Origin of the sequence: Ideonella sp., from assembly GCF_036277275.1 — a bacterium.
Classification (GTDB): domain Bacteria; phylum Pseudomonadota; class Gammaproteobacteria; order Burkholderiales; family Burkholderiaceae_C; genus Ideonella.
This window is the reverse complement of sequence record NZ_DASUNH010000171.1, coordinates 1-16,718: the sequence shown is the minus strand read 5'-3', so window position 1 is coordinate 16,718 and position 16,718 is coordinate 1. Positions and strand designations below refer to the sequence as shown.

Below are 16,718 nucleotides of genomic sequence, written 5' to 3'. Positions count from 1 at the left end.
CCGCGAGAACGACAACCCGGGTAATGCCGACGGGCTGTACTACTACCGCGCCCGTTACTACATGCCCGGCTGCATGCGCTTCATCTCCGAAGACCCCATCGGCTGGGCCTCGGGGCAGACCAACAACTATGGATATGTCGGCGGCCGACCTCTCGATCGGATGGATCCCAGCGGGAACTTCGTGATCATCCTTCCCGCCTTGCCTGCCATCGGCGGGTGGGTTGCTGGTGCCATCGGCGCAGGGCTGGGGGCGTGGCTTGGCTGGAACGTCGTGGGGCCCATGGTCCGCGATGCGACCTCGCCCGATCCCGGTGGTACCCAGACCTGCAGTCGGGCGAAAGTGCCGCCGAACGTCGGTCCTCCGGGCGGATGGGTCCAAGGCCCGCACCGGGGGCGCCAGTACGGCCCGGACGGCAAGCCCGCCTACGATATCGACGAGCCTCACCAAGGTTTCCCGGAGCCCCACGTCCACGAATGGGAAGACGGCGTTCGTGAGCACCCGGGACGGCCTGTGACGCCGTGGTCACCGGATACCCCAATCGGCGGACCGGTGGGCGATTCGAGTGGCGGCGGCGGCAGCGGCTGCGCCAGCAACTAGAGAGGATGGCAATGCAAGTCTTGCCCGAAGTCCTGGAGTGGACCCTGATAGGCGTGGCGAGTGACGCGAGGACCAAGCAAGTCGGCGTCCATCTTCAGAACCACGAGGGTGGGCTCCACGTCTTGTCCTGCAGTGGAGCGACCGCGATGCGCGCCACCGACCTGCTCCTGCACAACGTAGTGGAATGCATCTCGATCTGGCAGGGGAATTCCTTCGACGATGCAGCCAAAGAGGCGTTGTGGCAGCTGCTGTATGGCGATGTCCCAGACGCTCCCAAGGAACCCGCCTATTGCCTGGCCGTTGAGGCGGCCGAGACGGAGATCAGGGCGGGTGCAAAGACCTTGTTGAAGATCGTGCCCATCTATGGAGCGACGGTGACGATACTGACCGAATCATTCCACTTCGGCGCTGTCGACCATGCCGGACCGCTGCCGATGCCGGACGCGAGCTGAACCGGTCCGGTCACTCCCCCCTCGACACCGCCAACCCCTTCCCCGGCACAGGCTCATGCGCAACGCAGAAATGCCTGGCCTTTTGTCCTTGTCAGTTCCAATCCTTTGACTCCGATCATGAAGAATTCGAATTCAGCTCGTATTGCCAGCCTCGTCCTGACGCTGGCCGCCACGTCGGCCATGGCCGCCGGTGAATTCACCATCCTCCATCAATTTCCCACCACCGAAGCCTCCAACCCGAATCCGCTGATCCAGGGTTCCGACGGCAACTACTACGGCACCGCGATCCAGGGCGGTGCGCTGAACTGGTACGGCAGCGTCTACCGCATGACGCCCGCAGGCACGGTGACGGTGCTGCACTCCTTCAACGGTGCTGATGGCGGTCAACCGCGAGGCACGCTGGTCGACGGGTTCGACGGCTACTACTACGGCACGACATCGACCGGCGGCATGTACGGTGGCGGCACGGCGTTCAAGATCTCACCGGCCGGCGCGTTCACCGTCACGCATCACTTCAAGGGTAGCGCGACCGAAGGCTCGGCGCCGCAGTGCATCTCCAACGGCAACGACGGCAACTTCTACGGCGTCACGATGTTCAGCGGGGCGAACGACAAGGGGACGGTTTTCAGGTTGTCGCGCAGCGGCGCCGTGACGACGGTGGCCTCCTTCAACGGCACGAATGGCTCGATGCCGGCGAATTGCCTGACCCACACCGGCGACGGCATCTTCTATGGTGTCACGACGAACGGCGGCGCCAACAGTGCCGGCGTGGTGTTCAAGGTCGCGACGAGCGGCGGGTTGACGCCGATCTATTCGTTCATCAGCGGCGGCACGGGCGGCGCATCGCCGACCGGCCCGCTGGAGCGCGGGAGTGACGGCAACTTCTACGGGACGACCCAGAGCGGCGGCGCCAAAGGCTATGGCACGGTGTACCGCGTCAGCAAGACCGGCGCAGTCTCGTGGCTGTATTCGTTCACCGGTGGTGCGGACGGCGGCATGCCCAAGGGCGGCGTGACCATGGCCAACAACTTCGCGTACTACGGCACCACCTCATACGGTGCAGCGGGTGGCAGCGGAACGACGTTCAAGATCAGCACCGCCGGCGCGCTGACCACCTTGCACGCCTTCACCGCCGCTGAAGGCGGTCGCCCGAGCGCTCACCTGCTGCTCGATACGGCCGGCAAGCTGATCGGCACCACCAATCCAGGCAGCACAGGCGGGGGCGCGGCTTTCCGCCAGAATCCCTGACCATGGTGCGCGCGCCGTTCCTTCTTTTCACGCTCTTCTGAGGTCTCTGTGCGGCGGTTGCAGCACGTGAAAAGGCTCGCCCGGCTCTGCCGAGCCGCTGCCGCTTCACTGACGGTCGGCGCTGCCTTGGCGGCCGTCGGCCTGGTGCTGGCATCGCCGCCCGCCTCCATGGCGGCGGCTGAGAAGTCGGCCGTCGAAGCGCGAGAGCAACTTGGCCGGCGCCTGTTCTTCGATGTGCGGCTGAGCGGCGATGGGAAGGTCTCGTGCGCGTCGTGCCACCAGCCCGAACGCGCCTTCTCGGACGGCAAGCCATTGGCCGAAGGCATTGGCGGCCGCCTTGGAAGTCGCAACACACCCAGCCTCGTGGATGTCGCTGGCCAGCGCAGTTTCTTCTGGGACGGCCGGCGCGCCACCCTGGAAGACCAGGCGCTCGACCCTCTGACCAACCCTGTCGAGCATGGCCTCAGCGATACCTCTGCGCTGCAGACGCTCTTGAGGTCCGACGGTCAGTATGTGGAGCAGTTTCGGCAGGCCTTCGGCCGAGGGGGCGCCGACGTTGACGCGATCAGTGTGGCCAATGTCGCCCAGGCCTTGTCGGCCTTCGAGCGGAGCCTGGCGGATGGGCCTTCGGCGTTCGATCGCTATCGGGCGGGCGACTCGACTGCGCTACGCGCTGAAGCGCAGCGCGGCTGGGTGCTCTTCAACGGCGTCGCCGCCTGCACCCGTTGCCATGCGGTGGATGGACCGAGGCCGCTCCTGACCGATCATGGTTTCCATTCCTTGGGCGTCGGGCTGAAAGACATCGAACGGCAACTGCCGGCGCTGGTGCGCCAGCTCGCTGAATGGCGCAACGATGGCCGCGCGCAAGACCACTCGATCCTGCGCGACCCCGGCATGGCGGCCCTCGGACGCTTCGCCGTGACGATGGACCCGAAGGACATCGGCAAGTTCAAGACGCCCAGTCTGCGCAACGTGGCGTTGACGGCACCCTACATGCACGATGGCAGCGTGCCGACGCTGGGGGAGGCCGTGGAGCGCGAGATCTACTACCGTGGCAAGGAGGATGGGCATCCGCTGATCCTGACGCCTGCCGAGAAAGCCGAGTTGGTGGCCTTTCTGGAGTCCCTCACCGGCTGGCATTCCAGCACCTACAACGTAGGGGGCAGACCTGCCGGAGCGGGCGACTGACGGAATCTAGAATTCAGCGAATGCACGGCTGGGGCATGCGCCGGCAGAGATTCCAGAAAACCAGGGGGAGGACATTTGAATCAGCATCCGAACAACGCGGTGACGTGCCGCCAAGCCGCAGCCCGGCGCCGCACGGCGGGCTTCACCCTGCTGGAGTTGCTGGTGGTCGTTGCAATCATCGGCCTGCTGGCGGCCTATGTGGGGCCGCGCTACTTCTCCCAGATCAGCAAGTCTGAGCGAGGCGTCGCCAAAGCGCAGGTCGAGGCCTTGGTGAAGGCATTGGATGCGTTTCGGCTGGACGTGGGCCGTTACCCCAGTCCCGAAGAAGGGCTGAACGCCTTGGTCGACCGTCCCGGGGGGCAGGCCAATTGGGCCGGCCCCTACCTTCAGAAGGCCGTGCCTGCCGACCCTTGGGGCCATGCCTATGAATACCGCAGCCCTGGCACCCGAGCCGAAGTGGAGGTGCTGTCCTACGGCAAGGACGGCAAGGTGGGCGGAGAAGGCGACGCAGCCGACATCACCAGCTTCTGATGCCGGGTGAGTTTGATGCAGTTTCGAGCGCGCGTCGTTGACGCCCAGCAGCGAATCGACACCGTGCGGCTCGAAGCCATAGGTCCGGCGGAGGCTCGCCAGGAGCTGGCTCACCAGGGCCTCAAGGTGATGTCGCTCGATGCCGATGCAACGTCCGCCGGTTGGGGCGGAGCGGGGCGAGGCAAGGCGTTTTCGCTGGTCTTGTTTGCCCAGGAGCTGTTGGCCCTGCTGCAAGCGGGCCTGAGTGTCATCGAATCGGTCGATGCACTGCTCGAAAAGGAGCCCGCTTCCGCAAGCCGGCTCACCCTGCAGCAGTTGGCGCAGGACCTGCGGTCCGGCCACAAGTTCTCGGTGGCCCTTCAACGGCAGCAATCGACCTTCCCGCCGTTGTTCGTCGGTTTGATCGGTGCGGCAGAGCGAACCAGCAACTTGACGGAAGCACTGACGCGGTTCATCGAATACCAGACGCGCGTCGACTCGGTGCGTGCCAAGGTGGTCAGTGCCTCGGTCTACCCGACGATCCTGCTGGTGGTCGGCGCGATCGTGACCGTCTTCCTGCTGGGCTACGTGGTCCCCAAGTTTGCGTTGGTCTATCAAGGCACAGGCCGTTCGCTGCCGTGGGCATCGCAACTGCTCATCAACTGGGGGCGTTATGCCGCCGAACATACCGTGCCCCTGGCCGCGGCCGCTGCGCTCTTGGTTGCGGGATTGACGTTCGGCGCGATGCGAGCGCGTCGCAGCGGTGCGCTGGGCGCCTGGATCCGACGCTTGCCGTGGGTGGGCGACCGTTTGCGTCAGATGGAAGTGGCGCGCTTGTACCTGACGCTCGGCTTGCTGCTCGAAGGGGGCATGTCCATCGGCCAGGCCCTGCAGCTTTTGCAGACGGTGGGGGCACCGGCCGATCGGGAGCGGATGGAGCGCGTCCGGTCAACCGTTTCCGAGGGGCAGCCTCTTTCGAAGGCGCTCGAGAAAGAAGCGCTCACCATGCCCGTGGCAGCGCGGTTGCTGAAGGTGGGGGAGGAGACGGGGCAACTCGGCACCATGCTGCGGCGCGCGGCGCTCTTCCATGAAGGCGAGACTGCGCGCTGGATCGAGCGTTTCACTCGGGCTTTCGAACCGGCGCTGATGGCTGCCATCGGTTTGGTCATCGGCCTGATTGTCTTGCTGCTCTACATGCCGATCTTTGATCTGGCCGGGTCTTTCCAATGATCAGCGGCGAACCCGACATCCCCATCCGACAGATCCTCGCCTCTCGCCAAAGAGGCCGAGGTTGGATGGCCTCGCTGGCGGAGGAGCTGGCGTGTGCCGAGGCGCATGTCGCCGCCTGCGTGGCATCGGCAGCCAACATGCCGCTGGCGACCATGGACGATCTGCTGGGCTGGAACCCGGTCTTCGAGGTGCTGCCCCTGGTCAAGGCGCAGTCGCGCCAATGTGCGCTGATGCGCGATGGCGGCGACGGATCGATGCGGGGGGTGCTGGTCGACCCGTACGACGACGACCTGCTGACCTGGGCCGAGTCCTTGGCGGACTGTCCGGTCCATTGGCACGTGTGCACGCCTTCCGATCTGCATGCGCTGCTCAGTCGCCATGAGCTGTCGGCCCGCGCGACCGATGGCATTGCCACGCAAGCCGCCGACGCGAGCCACCTGGCCCCCGTCAGCGAAACGCTGTCGCTCGCTCGCATCAGCGAATCGGCCAGTCCTGCCGTGCAGCTGGTCAATTCGTCGCTCTACGATGCACTGCGGCAGGGCGCCAGTGACGTGCATATCGAATCGACGGCTGAAGGCGTGGCCGTCAAATACCGCATAGACGGTGTGCTGGACTCGGTGATGCAAGTGGCGGGCGTTGCCCTGGCCGAACAGGTGATTTCGCGCCTGAAGGTCTTGGCCGAGTTGGACATCGCGGAGCGGCGGGTGCCGCAGGACGGAAGTTTCAGGGTCTCCGTGCAGCGTCGCGACATCGATCTTCGCGTGTCGATCATGCCCAGCGTGCACGGCGAAGATGCCGTGATACGTGTGCTCGATAAGCAAGCCATGATCGAGCAGCATGGGCGACTCAGTATCGACGCGCTCGGCTTCGACCAATCGTCGGTCAGGGCGCTTCGGATGCTGGTCGAGGCGGCCTATGGCATGGTCCTGGTCACGGGACCGACGGGCTCCGGCAAGACCACCACACTCTATGCGGCACTCACCGAGATGCACACCGGCCGCGACAAGATCATCACCATCGAGGATCCGGTCGAATACCAGATTGCCGGCATCCTGCAGATCCCGGTCAATGACAAGAAAGGCCTGACCTTCGCCCGAGGCCTGCGCTCCATCTTGCGCCACGATCCGGACAAGATCATGGTCGGCGAGATTCGTGACCGGGAGACGGCTGAGATCGCCGTGCAGTCGGCATTGACCGGACACCTGGTGCTTTCGACCGTACACGCCAACAGCGTGTTCGATGTATTCGGTCGTTTTGCCCACATGGGGCTCGACCCGTATTCGCTGTCGTCGGCGTTGAACGGAATTTGGGCCCAGCGTCTGATCCGTATCAATTGCCCCGAGTGCGCCAGGCCGGTTCGGCCGTCCGACGACGCGCTGGAGCGCTGCGGACTGAACCACGGTCAGGTCAGCAGATTCGATTTTCGCCAGGGCCACGGGTGCGGGCTCTGCCGCGGCACGGGCTTCCGCGGCCGGCGCGCCATTGCCGAGTTGCTGACCATGAGCGACGACATTCGCGAGCTGGTGATCGCCAAGCAGCCGGTGCGCCAGATCAAGGAAGCGGCGCGGGCCAATGGCACCCGCACATTGTTCGAGGCGGCACTGGATCTGGTCGCGGCAGGGCAGACGACGCTGGAGGAGGTGCGCCGTGTCACGCTGGCTTCGTAGCCGGCTCCGGCGGCCTCGCGTGTCGTTGGGCCTTTCGGCCACTGGTGTCGCCATGGTCTGGCGTGCGGCGAATGGCCACCTGGAGCACCGGGTCAGCGCCGGCCCGCTCACCGCAGCGCCTGACGCTGTTGCCGGCTGGATGCAAGACACGTCAGCGCTCGCAGACCTGTTGGATGGGCGGCCAATGTCTGTGACGGTGGCCGAAGACCTCGTGCGCTGGTGGCTGGTGAAGGCACCCTCGGGAGCGCGCTCGCTGGCCGAGCTGGAGGCCTTCGCACGGCTTCGCCATGAAGAATTGTTCGGGCAGGAACTCAATGAATGGAGTCTCCAATGCCGTTGGCGCCTTGACGGACCGAGCGTGTGCTGCGCGCTGGCGGGTAGTGCGGTCGCGTGCACGCAAGCGTTGCAAGGGCGGCTCGGTCTGAGTCTGTCCGATATTCGTCCGGCGACCCAACGGTTGATGGACATGTGGCAAAAGGGGAAGGGGAAGGGCGGCCCCGATGTTCTGGTGTGCAGATCGTCCAGCGACCGCGCGATCGCCTGGTGGTCGATCGATGGGGTACCCACCGAGCTGCGCACCGTTCGTTTGCCCGCAGTCGACGCCACGGCCACGCTGGAGCGCGAGTTGGCACGCATGTCGTCCAGGCGCGGCGAGGCTCTGTCGGGGGAACAACAGGGCCCTGCGCCTGGCCGGGCGGTGCTGCTGGACGCATTCTCGAGCTCGGTGCCGCCGGCAGTCGCATTGAACGGGTGGCGCGCGGAGCGCTATGAGCTTGCTTCATTGACGGCCGTGCCGGCGGACTCTGCTGCTGCCATGGCTGCGGCGCTGGGTACCGCTCATATGGAGGGGACGTATGAGTTCGTGGCCGGGCATTGATTTCCTGCCTCGCAGCGCGCTATGGGGCCGTGCGCTGGGAGTGTGCACGTCGGCTCGAGCCAGGGCTGCCTATCTGCTCTTGACTGCAATGACCGTGTCGTGGGTGGCATGGCTTGGGCTGACCTGGCAGCGCACCGAGCGGGAGAGCGCGGCATTGCAGGAGCGCCTCGCACGACTGGAACCGGCCGGGTCGCCGACGGTACCCGCGCGTCGCCAGGCATTGAGCCAGAGTCAGCTGCGCCTTGCAGCGGACGTGATCGCGCGTCTGAACACAGACTGGCCCACGCTGCTGAACGAACTGGAGCGGTTGACGCCGCCTGAAGTCGCGGTGCTGGAGATCGAGCCACGCCCCAGCCAGGCGACATTGACTCTCACCATCGAGACGCGAACGGCACAAGACGCCTGGCGCTACGCAGACACGCTCAACAGTTCGCCTCATCTTCGTGATGCGCGCGCGCTGAAGCACGAGACGAATGACCGGGACAAGACGCGGCCGTTGCGGTTCACCTTGTCTGCGGTGATCGGGAGTCGACCTTGAAGAGCGGCGCCGGGACGGCTTGGCGATTGTGGTGCGAGGTGGCGATCTATCGTCGCGGCTGGTTGCCGCTGGTCATGATTGCGACTCTCGCTGCGGGGGCGGTATTTCAGTTCGTCTGGCTCAAGCCGCTGATCAATGAGCGGAACATGTTGCAGGACCGGCTGGCCAGCGCAGCCAAGCCGAGATCGGCACCGAAGCCGGCCGTTTCAGAATCCCCCGAAGCGCCTTTGAACCAGGTGCTTGCCGTTCTCGCTTCGCCGGAAGACATGAATTCGGAGATCGCGAGCCTGTTCAAGGTTGCTGAGCGGGAAGGGCTTCGCTTCGAGCGATCCAGCTACCAATACGAGCCGATCAACGGCCTGCCCTGGACCCGGGCGTCGATCTCGATACCGGTGAGCGGATCGTACCCAGCCGTGCGCAGCTTCGTGGAGGCGAGCCTTCGCGAGCACCCCAACATGTCACTGGATCAACTCAGCATCCAACGCGAGGCGTCGGACAAGCCGCAGGCCGATGTCCTGCTGACCTTCAGCGCATGGTTTTCATTGGCCAGCCACCGTGCCTCGCAGGCAGGAGGCTCGCCATGAATCGCTGGTACATATTGGCTCCTGCGTTCCTGAGTGCGCTGGCGCTGGTGCTCTTCAGCGATGCGCCAGGCGCCACGGCGGAAGTGGTGTCCGCGGTGCGGGGGCATGCGTCGCCCGCACCGCCCGTTCGCCCGGCGGGCAGTGCCCCCGCTGCGTCGCTGCCAAGGTTGATGGATCGCCAGTCATTGTTTCCGGCATCGAGCACGCCTGACGTCAGAAGCGACCTGTTCGCAGGGCGTGACTGGTCACCGCCTCCGGCGCCAGCGGAGTCGGCAGCTTCCGAGCCCGAAGCACCGACGTTTCCATTCGAATACATCGGCAAGAAGCGCGAAGCCGGTGCCTGGGAAGTCTTCCTGGCGAAGGATGAATCGACGTTCGTCTTGAAAGAAGGTCAGGTGGCAGAGCAGGTGTATCAGGTGGTGCGCATTGCCCCGCCGAATCTGACGATGGTCTACCTACCCATGAATCACACATACACAGTCCCGATCGGGGAGGCAGAGTGAGGCGGCAATGGTGGGCGCAGGTGCGCCGTGGACAGGCATGGGTGCTCGCGATCTCGCTGGCCGTCATGGCGGGCTGTGCGAGCAACCCTGCGTATCGTGATGGCCAGGAACTGTTGGCACAAGATCGCCCGGTGGAGGCGTTGGAGCGGTTCGAGCAGGCTGCGAAGGCTGAGCCTGGCTCCGCGCAAGTGCGCGCTGCCTGGCTGAGGTTGCGCACCAGGCTCGCGACGTCATGGCTCGAAGAGGCCCGGCGCGAGCGCGAGGCGGCTGAATTCGATCGCGCAGACGACTTGTACAGAAAGGTGTTGCGGGCCGACCCGACGAACGAGGCCGCCGTGCTCGGCCTCAAGGCTGTCGAGCGTGAGCGGGTCTGGGAGCGGCAACTCGATCAGGCCAACATCAGCCTCGAACAGAAGAACTTCGAGCAGGCGCGGAGTCAACTTCGAACGGTGCTTGCGGAGAGCCCGCGGAATCCGCGCGCGCAGCAGTTGCAGCAGCGCCTGGAGTCGCTGGAAAGCAAGCCCAGCGCGGAGATGGCTCTCGGGCCGGCGTACCGAAAGGTGCTCAGCCTGGAGTTCAAGGACGCGCCACTGAAATCGGTGTTCGAAGTGATCGCAAAGACCTCGGGGCTGAACTTCGTGTTCGACCGGGATGTGAGGACCGATCAGAAGACCTCGCTCTATCTGCGCAACGGTACGGTCGAAGCTGCGGTGAGTCGGCTGTTGCTCAGCAATCAACTGGCCCAGCGGGTGCTCGATGCGAACTCGGTGCTGATCTATCCCGACACGCCCGCCAAGCAGAAGGACTACCAATTGCTGTCCGTGCGGACGTTCTATCTGTCGAACGGCGACGCAAAGGCCATTGCCAACTCCATCAAGGCCATCCTGAAAGTCAAGGACGTGGTCGTCGACGAGCGTCTGAACGCGATGGTGGTTCGCGACTCTTCCGATGCGATCAAGATGGTCGAGCGCATGGTGGCACTTCTCGACCTGCCGGAGCCCGAGGTCATGCTCGAAGTCGAGGTGCTGGAGGTCAAGCGGTCCGATCTGCTGAACCTGGGCGTACGTTGGCCCGACCAGGCGAGCCTGAGCCCGTTGGCGTCCGGCTCGGGAACTCAGCTCACGCTGAGTGACCTGCGCCGATTGAATGGCGGCACGGTGGGTGTTTCGGTCAACCCACTCACCATTTCCGCCCGTCAGGACGGGTCGACCGCGAACATTCTGGCCAATCCCAAGATTCGCGCGAAGAGTCGCGAGAAGGCGCGGGTTCTCATTGGCGATCGGGTGCCCAACATCACCTCGACCTCGACATCGACCGGCTTTGTGTCGGACTCCGTCAACTACATCGATGTGGGGCTGAAACTCGAGGTGGAGCCAACCGTGTATCCGGAAGGCGACGTGGCGATCAAGGTAGCGCTCGAAGTCAGCAGCCTGGTCAGCCAGGTTCAGACCAAATCGGGCACATTGGCCTATCAAATAGGCACGCGCAGCGCTGCGACGGTGCTGCGCCTGCGCGACGGCGAAAACCAGATCCTGGCGGGGCTGATCAACGACGAAGAACGGCGCTCCGTCAACCAGGTTCCGGCCCTGGGTTCGGCGCCGATTGTCGGCAAGCTGTTCGGCGGCAGCACCGATGAAACCGCGAAATCCGAGATCGTGCTGTCCATCACGCCACGTGTGCTGCGCAACATTCAGCGGCCTGATGCCAGCCTGTTGGATTTCGAATCGGGCACCGATTCGGGCTTGCGCAGTGGCGGTGGCGCTGTGTCCGGGGCCGCTACCGGCTTCGGTCAGCCGACAGCGGGCTTGCCGACGGGGCAGGCCGCTGGGCCCGTCAGCTCGTCCACGCCGTCGCCGCCGGCCTCTGGACAGGATCAGGCGGGTATCCCGAGTGGATCGCTGCCGCCTGCCGCCGATGTGAAGTTCCTCTGGGGAACTGTGCCGGCGTTGAAGCCCGGCCAGGTCGCACAGGTTCCGCTGCAGGTCGAGGCCGGCAAGCCCATTCGCGCGTTGCCGCTGGCGCTGGGCTTTGATGCCGCAGCACTGGAGGTGGTGGATGTGCTGGAGGGCGAATTCTTGGCGCAAGGTGGCATCGCGACCACCTTCGAAAAGCGCGTTGATCCATCCGGCCAGGTGCTGGCGACCATCAAGCGCAATGGCACCGCCGGAGCCAGCGGAGCGGGTACGGTGATGACGTTGAGCTTGCGGGCCTTGAAGGTCAGCCCGGCCGCGATCGTCCGGGTGCTCACCATCGCACCCGAAGGAGAAGCTGGGCGCTCCGTCACGTACTCGGCACCTTCGCCGCTTCAATTGACCGTTGCGCCATGACCAGGACGCGCGGCGGGTGTTGCGGTGTTCAGGTAGGGTTCACCCTCGTCGAGCTGCTCATTACATTGGCCGTGCTGGCATTGCTCGCGACGGTGGTCGCACCGCTTGCGCAGGTGACCTACCAGCGAAGCAAGGAGCGCGAGCTGCGGTTGGCATTGCGCGAGATCCGAAGCGCCATCGACGCTTACAAGCTGGCCAGCGATCAAGGGCGCATCCGAAAGGACGCCGGGGCTTCCGGCTATCCGAGAGACCTGGAACGCTTGGTCGAAGGCGAGGACGATCAGAGCGATCCGAAGAAGCGCAAGATTTTTTTCTTGCGCCGAGTCCCTCGTGATCCGATGAGCGACGACGCCCATCTGAGCGCCTCGTTGACCTGGGGTCTGAGGTCGTACGACAGCGAGGCGGCCGATCCTCGAGAGGGGGACGACGTGTATGACGTTCACTCCCGATCGACGGTGCAGGGCCTCAATGGCGTTGCCTACAACCAGTGGTGAGTCGAATGTCAGCCCAACGCTTGGCCGCCGGCTTCACTCTTATCGAGCTGCTGGTCGTGATGGCCATCTTGGCGTTGCTGCTGACGATAGCTGCGCCAAGGTACTTCCACAGTGTCGATGCAGCCAAGGAATCAGTGCTGCGCGAGAACTTGCGCGTGACCAGAGACGCCATCGCTCATTTTCGCGGCGATCTGGGCCGCTACCCCGATTCACTCGACGAACTGGTGACCCGGAAGTACCTGTCAGCGCCACCGATGGACCCGATCACCAGTTCGAACGCCACCTGGGAGTTGATTCCACCCAGTGATGAGGTGAAAGGCAACGTGGCCGATCTGCGCAGCGGTGCACTCGGCAGCGGCCGCGACGGCAGTGCGTTTCGCGACTGGTGAAAGATGCCAACCCGCACCCCTCAGCCCTCGCGCACCCAGCAAGGATTGGCCTACCTGGCCGTCATGATTGCCGTGGCCATCGTCGGTGTGGCCGCGGCCTTCTCGGTCGGGGCTGGTGCATCGCTCGCTCAACATGATGCCGAGGAGGAGTTGCTCCACGTCGGCCTGGCGTTCCAGCAAGCGCTTCAAGCGTATGCCCATGCGTCCCCCCTCGGGACGCCGCGTGCGCCTGCAGACCTCGAGTCGTTGCTGAAGGATCCTCGCCAGCCGCAGGTGCGTCGGTATCTCAGGCAGATTCCGTTGGATCCGTTGACCGGTCAAAGGGACTGGGTGCTCGTCCGAAATCCGCAGAACCTGATCGTGGGCCTGCACAGCGCTTCGAAGCGGAAGCCGCTGAAGACCACAGGATTCGCGCCAGCCCTCGCCAACCTGGAAGGCGAGCACGATACGTTTGAAGCTTGGGTGTTCCGAGGCCCGGTTCGGTAGCAGGGGAGCGTTGCAATACATCGGGTAACACATTTATCGATGCCGTGGTTCTGGCACACTCGCGCGCTTTGTCGCTTTGCCTGAACCGGCTTCCCGTCTTGGACAAGATCCTGCTGCAAATTGCCGCCGAGCTGAAAGTTCGGCCGACGCAAGTCAATACCGCCGTCGAGCTGCTGGACGGCGGCGCCACGGTGCCCTTCATCGCCCGCTACCGCAAGGAGGCCACGGACGGGCTGGACGATATCCAGCTGCGCGAACTGGAGGCCCGCCTGGGCTACCTGCGCGAACTCGAAGAGCGCCGCGCTGCGGTGTTGAAGAGCATCGACGAGCAGGGCAAGCTGACGCCGGAGTTGCGCGCGGCACTCGAAGCCGTGCCGACCAAGCAGGAGCTGGAAGACTTGTACCTGCCGTACAAGCCCAAGCGCCGCACCAAGGGCATGATTGCCCGCGAGGCCGGCATCGAGCCGCTGGCCGACAAGCTGTTCGCTGATCCGTCGCTGGATCCGCAGGCCGAAGCGGCCGCGTTCATCAACGCCGATGCTGGCTTCGCCGACGCGTACGCGGTGCTCGACGGCGTGCGCGACATCCTCTCCGAGCGCTGGGCCGAAGACGCCGGTCTCGTCGGCAAGCTGCGCGAATGGCTGTGGGACGAGGGCCTGTTCCAGTCCAAGCTGATGGACGGCAAGGATGTCAACAACGCCGACATCGCCAAATTCCGCGACTACTTCGAGTACGACGAGCCGATCCGCACCGTGCCGTCGCACCGCGCGCTGGCGGTGTTCCGCGGTCGCACGCAAGAGATCCTCGACGCGAAGCTGGTACTCGACGAAGAGATCGTGCCGGGCCAGCCGACGCTCGCCGAAGGCCGCATCGCCCACCACCTGGGCTGGGGCCACGCCAAGCGCCCCAGCGACGACCTGATCCGCAAGGCCATCGCCTGGACCTGGAAGGTCAAGCTGTCGATGAGCCTGGAGCGTGATCTGTTCGGGCGTTTGCGCGAAGACGCCGAGAAGGTCGCGATCAAGGTGTTCTCCGAGAACCTGCGCGACCTGCTGCTGGCTGCACCGGCCGGCAAGCGCGTCGTGATGGGGCTGGACCCCGGCATCCGCACCGGCGTGAAGGTGGCCGTGGTCAGCGACACCGGCAAGGTGCTGGACACCCACACCGTCTACCCGCACGAGCCGCGCAAGGATTGGGAAGGCTCGATCCACACGCTGGGCCGCCTGTGCGCGACGCACGGCGTGAACCTGATCGCGATCGGCAACGGCACCGCGAGCCGCGAAACCGACAAGCTGGCCGCTGACCTGATCAAGCGCATCCAGCAACTGGCGCCGGGCACGCACATCGAGAAGGTGGTGGTCAGCGAGGCGGGGGCGTCGGTTTATTCGGCTTCGGAATTCGCCTCCAAGGAACTGCCGGACCTGGACGTGAGCCTGCGCGGCGCCGTGTCGATCGCCCGCCGCCTGCAGGACCCGCTGGCCGAGCTGGTGAAGATCGATCCGAAGAGCATCGGTGTCGGCCAGTACCAGCATGACGTGAACCAGAGCGAACTGGCGCGCACGCTGGACGCGGTGGTCGAAGACTGCGTGAACTCGGTCGGGGTGGACCTGAACACGGCTTCAGCGCCGCTGCTGGCGCGGGTGTCGGGTCTGTCGAATGCGGTGGCCAACAGCATCGTGCGCTGGCGCGATGCGAACGGCGCGTTCCGCACCCGCCAGCAATTGATGGACGTGGCCGGGCTGGGCGCCAAGACCTTCGAGCAGGCGGCCGGTTTCTTGCGTATTCGCGACGGCGACAACCCGCTGGACCTGACCGGGGTGCACCCCGAAACCTACCCGGTGGTGCAGCGCATGCTCGACAAGCTGCAGCGTCCGGTGGCCGAGGTGATGGGCAAGAGCGACGTGATCCGCACGCTGAAGCCTGATGCCTTTGCCGACGAGAAGTTCGGCGCGATCACCGTCAAGGACATCCTGGCCGAGCTGGAAAAGCCGGGCCGTGATCCACGGCCGGACTTCAAGGTCGCCCGCTTCAACGACGGCGTCGAAGACATCAAGGACTTGTCCGAGGGCATGGTGCTCGAAGGCACCGTCAGCAACGTGGCGCAGTTCGGTGCATTCGTCGACCTGGGCGTGCACCAGGACGGCCTGGTTCACGTCAGCCAGCTGTCGAACAAGTTCGTCAACGATGCCCGCGAGATCGTCAAGACCGGTGACATCGTCAAGGTCAAGGTGCTTGAAGTCGACCTGGCCCGCAAGCGCATCTCGCTGACGATGAAGCTCGATGCGGCGCCTTCGCAAAAGGGCCAGGGCGCCAAGGGCGACAACAGCTATCGCCCGGCGGCACGCGGCGAACGCGCCGGCCCGCCGCAGCGCGGCGCGGCGCCGGCCGCCGGACAGAGTGCGATGGCAGCGGCTTTCGCGAAGCTGCAGAAGCGCTGACGACGCCGATGGCTGGCTTGCAGGCCTTGCGCATTCTGGCGGGTCCGCGGGCTCGCCGGCAGTTGCGCGAGCGGGGCCTGCAGCCGGCAGACGTGGCGGTCGTCCCGGCCGCCGCCGGCGGCCCCAAAGGCCTGGTGCTGAACCCGTTGGACCGGTATCTGTTCGGCCACTGGCTGCCGCGCAGCGCGCAGACCGTTCACCTGCTCGGCGCGTCGATCGGTGCTTGGCGCATGGCATCGGCCTGCCGCGCCGATCCCGACGCGGCCCTGGCCCGCCTGGCCGACGACTATGTGATGCAGTCGTACGAGCATGCGCCGGGCAAGCCACCGACGGCGCAGGTCGTCAGCCGCACCTTCGGCGCCAAGCTGGGCGAGCACTTTGGTGGCGTCGAGCACGAGCTGCTGGGGCATCCGCGCTACCGGCTGCACATCTTCACCAGCCGCGGCCGCCATGTGCTGCGCCGCGAGGGCAAGCTGCGCACGCCGCTGGGCTACGGCGGCGCCTTCGTCAGCAACCTGGTATCGCGGCACGCGATGGGCGGTTGGCTGGAGCGTGTGGTGTTTTCGGACCCACGCGACCCGTTGCCACTAACGCTGCGCGATTACCGCACGCACCGGGTGGACTTGAGTGCCGCCAACCTCGCCCCAGCGGTGCTGGCCAGCTGCTCGATCCCGTTCTGGCTCCAGGCGGTGCATGACATCCCGGGCGCGCCGGCTGGTGCGTACTGGGACGGCGGCATCACCGACTACCACCTGCACCTGCGCTACGACCACATGGCCCACGGGCTGGTGCTCTATCCGCACTTCCAGCCGACGCTGGTCCCCGGCTGGCTCGACAAGGCGCTGAAGCACCGGCATCGCAGCACCACCGCACTCGACAACGTCGTGGTGCTGGCGCCGCGTGCCGAGTGGATTGCCGGGCTGCCGGGTGGCAAGCTGCCCGACCGCAGCGACTTCAAGGCCTTTGGCGATGACTTGGCCGCACGGCAGGCGGTTTGGCGGCGCGCGATCGGCGAGAGCCAGCGCCTGGCCGACGAGTTCGCTGCGTTGGTTGAGTCCGGCCTGCCTATCGAGGCGGAAGCCCTGTGATTGTTGGCGGCGCAGCTCTCGTTCTACAATTCGCCATCCCACCAGCAAGAGCAGGAAAGGCAGCACGGGTTATGACACCGCGAACTACGACCTTCGGAGAA

General features: G+C 65.3%; 17 protein-coding genes. All 17 read left to right on the top strand.

Features of this window, described 5'->3' with window-relative positions; genetic code table 11:
* Positions 1-598, top strand: a 598-nt coding sequence (locus tag VFY73_RS29100) for an RHS repeat-associated core domain-containing protein (protein WP_329725089.1), incomplete at its 5' end; no start/stop codon positions are given.
* A gap of 146 nt (positions 599-744) precedes the next feature.
* Positions 745-1,050: a hypothetical protein gene (locus tag VFY73_RS29095; protein ID WP_329725088.1), complete on the top strand. Its 306-nt coding sequence runs from the start codon at positions 745-747 to the stop codon at positions 1,048-1,050.
* 117 nt (positions 1,051-1,167) lie between these two features.
* A complete protein-coding gene (locus VFY73_RS29090) occupies positions 1,168-2,298 on the top strand; it encodes a choice-of-anchor tandem repeat GloVer-containing protein (RefSeq protein WP_329725087.1) in 1,131 nt (376 codons plus the stop codon).
* A 168-nt stretch (positions 2,299-2,466) separates the two neighbouring features.
* Complete coding sequence (locus VFY73_RS29085) at positions 2,467-3,486, top strand: cytochrome-c peroxidase (RefSeq protein ID WP_329725092.1); 1,020 nt, start codon at positions 2,467-2,469, stop codon at positions 3,484-3,486.
* Between the two features lie 75 nt (positions 3,487-3,561).
* Positions 3,562-4,017 carry a type II secretion system major pseudopilin GspG gene (gspG, locus tag VFY73_RS29080; RefSeq protein ID WP_414654557.1) on the top strand — a complete coding sequence of 152 codons (456 nt, stop codon included), beginning with the start codon at positions 3,562-3,564 and terminating at the stop codon, positions 4,015-4,017.
* Between the two features lie 15 nt (positions 4,018-4,032).
* A complete protein-coding gene (locus tag VFY73_RS29075) occupies positions 4,033-5,226 on the top strand; it encodes a type II secretion system F family protein (RefSeq protein WP_329725086.1) in 1,194 nt (397 codons plus the stop codon).
* Positions 5,223-6,893, top strand: coding sequence for a GspE/PulE family protein (locus VFY73_RS29070; protein WP_329725085.1), 1,671 nt, complete (start codon positions 5,223-5,225; stop codon positions 6,891-6,893). Before VFY73_RS29075 ends, VFY73_RS29070 begins: the two co-directional genes overlap by 4 nt.
* 184 nt (positions 6,894-7,077) lie before the next feature.
* Positions 7,078-7,770 (top strand): hypothetical protein, encoded by a 693-nt coding sequence (locus VFY73_RS29065; protein WP_329725084.1) that lies wholly within the window; start codon positions 7,078-7,080, stop codon positions 7,768-7,770.
* Positions 7,748-8,308 (top strand): PilN domain-containing protein, encoded by a 561-nt coding sequence (locus tag VFY73_RS29060; RefSeq protein WP_329725083.1) that lies wholly within the window; start codon positions 7,748-7,750, stop codon positions 8,306-8,308. Before VFY73_RS29065 ends, VFY73_RS29060 begins: the two co-directional genes overlap by 23 nt.
* Positions 8,305-8,892 carry a hypothetical protein gene (locus VFY73_RS29055; RefSeq protein WP_329725082.1) on the top strand — a complete coding sequence of 196 codons (588 nt, stop codon included), beginning with the start codon at positions 8,305-8,307 and terminating at the stop codon, positions 8,890-8,892. Before VFY73_RS29060 ends, VFY73_RS29055 begins: the two co-directional genes overlap by 4 nt.
* Complete coding sequence (locus VFY73_RS29050) at positions 8,889-9,395, top strand: hypothetical protein (RefSeq protein ID WP_329725081.1); 507 nt, start codon at positions 8,889-8,891, stop codon at positions 9,393-9,395. Before VFY73_RS29055 ends, VFY73_RS29050 begins: the two co-directional genes overlap by 4 nt.
* 41 nt (positions 9,396-9,436) lie before the next feature.
* A complete protein-coding gene (locus tag VFY73_RS29045; RefSeq protein WP_329725080.1) occupies positions 9,437-11,722 on the top strand; it encodes a secretin N-terminal domain-containing protein in 2,286 nt (761 codons plus the stop codon).
* Positions 11,719-12,216: a type II secretion system protein gene (locus tag VFY73_RS29040; RefSeq protein ID WP_329725079.1), complete on the top strand. Its 498-nt coding sequence runs from the start codon at positions 11,719-11,721 to the stop codon at positions 12,214-12,216. The genes VFY73_RS29045 and VFY73_RS29040 overlap by 4 nt, the downstream gene beginning before the upstream one ends.
* Before the next feature lie 5 nt (positions 12,217-12,221).
* The gene (locus tag VFY73_RS29035; protein WP_329725078.1) at positions 12,222-12,605 is read left to right on the top strand and encodes a type II secretion system protein; all 384 of its coding nucleotides are present in this window, start codon (positions 12,222-12,224) and stop codon (positions 12,603-12,605) included.
* Between the two features lie 45 nt (positions 12,606-12,650).
* Positions 12,651-13,091: a type II secretion system protein gene (locus tag VFY73_RS29030; protein ID WP_329725077.1), complete on the top strand. Its 441-nt coding sequence runs from the start codon at positions 12,651-12,653 to the stop codon at positions 13,089-13,091.
* 98 nt (positions 13,092-13,189) lie between these two features.
* Positions 13,190-15,529, top strand: a complete 2,340-nt coding sequence (locus VFY73_RS29025) for a Tex family protein (protein WP_329725076.1) — start codon at positions 13,190-13,192, stop codon at positions 15,527-15,529.
* Between the two features lie 17 nt (positions 15,530-15,546).
* A complete protein-coding gene (locus VFY73_RS29020) occupies positions 15,547-16,617 on the top strand; it encodes a patatin-like phospholipase family protein (RefSeq protein ID WP_329725090.1) in 1,071 nt (356 codons plus the stop codon).
* Positions 16,618-16,718 lie beyond the last annotated feature (101 nt).

What these genes read in the sequence shown, in the direction of transcription:
- VFY73_RS29065 (WP_329725084.1), top strand. Translation starts at nt 7,078, where the DNA reads ATGTCTGTGACGGTGGCCGAAGACCTCGTGCGCTGGTGGCTGGTGAAG.
- VFY73_RS29070 (WP_329725085.1), top strand. Translation starts at nt 5,223, where the DNA reads ATGATCAGCGGCGAACCCGACATCCCCATCCGACAGATCCTCGCCTCT.
- VFY73_RS29040 (WP_329725079.1), top strand. Translation starts at nt 11,719, where the DNA reads ATGACCAGGACGCGCGGCGGGTGTTGCGGTGTTCAGGTAGGGTTCACC.
- VFY73_RS29090 (WP_329725087.1), top strand. Translation starts at nt 1,168, where the DNA reads ATGAAGAATTCGAATTCAGCTCGTATTGCCAGCCTCGTCCTGACGCTG.
- VFY73_RS29095 (WP_329725088.1), top strand. Translation starts at nt 745, where the DNA reads ATGCGCGCCACCGACCTGCTCCTGCACAACGTAGTGGAATGCATCTCG.
- VFY73_RS29075 (WP_329725086.1), top strand. Translation starts at nt 4,033, where the DNA reads ATGCAGTTTCGAGCGCGCGTCGTTGACGCCCAGCAGCGAATCGACACC.
- VFY73_RS29050 (WP_329725081.1), top strand. Translation starts at nt 8,889, where the DNA reads ATGAATCGCTGGTACATATTGGCTCCTGCGTTCCTGAGTGCGCTGGCG.
- VFY73_RS29060 (WP_329725083.1), top strand. Translation starts at nt 7,748, where the DNA reads ATGAGTTCGTGGCCGGGCATTGATTTCCTGCCTCGCAGCGCGCTATGG.
- VFY73_RS29085 (WP_329725092.1), top strand. Translation starts at nt 2,467, where the DNA reads ATGGCGGCGGCTGAGAAGTCGGCCGTCGAAGCGCGAGAGCAACTTGGC.
- VFY73_RS29035 (WP_329725078.1), top strand. Translation starts at nt 12,222, where the DNA reads ATGTCAGCCCAACGCTTGGCCGCCGGCTTCACTCTTATCGAGCTGCTG.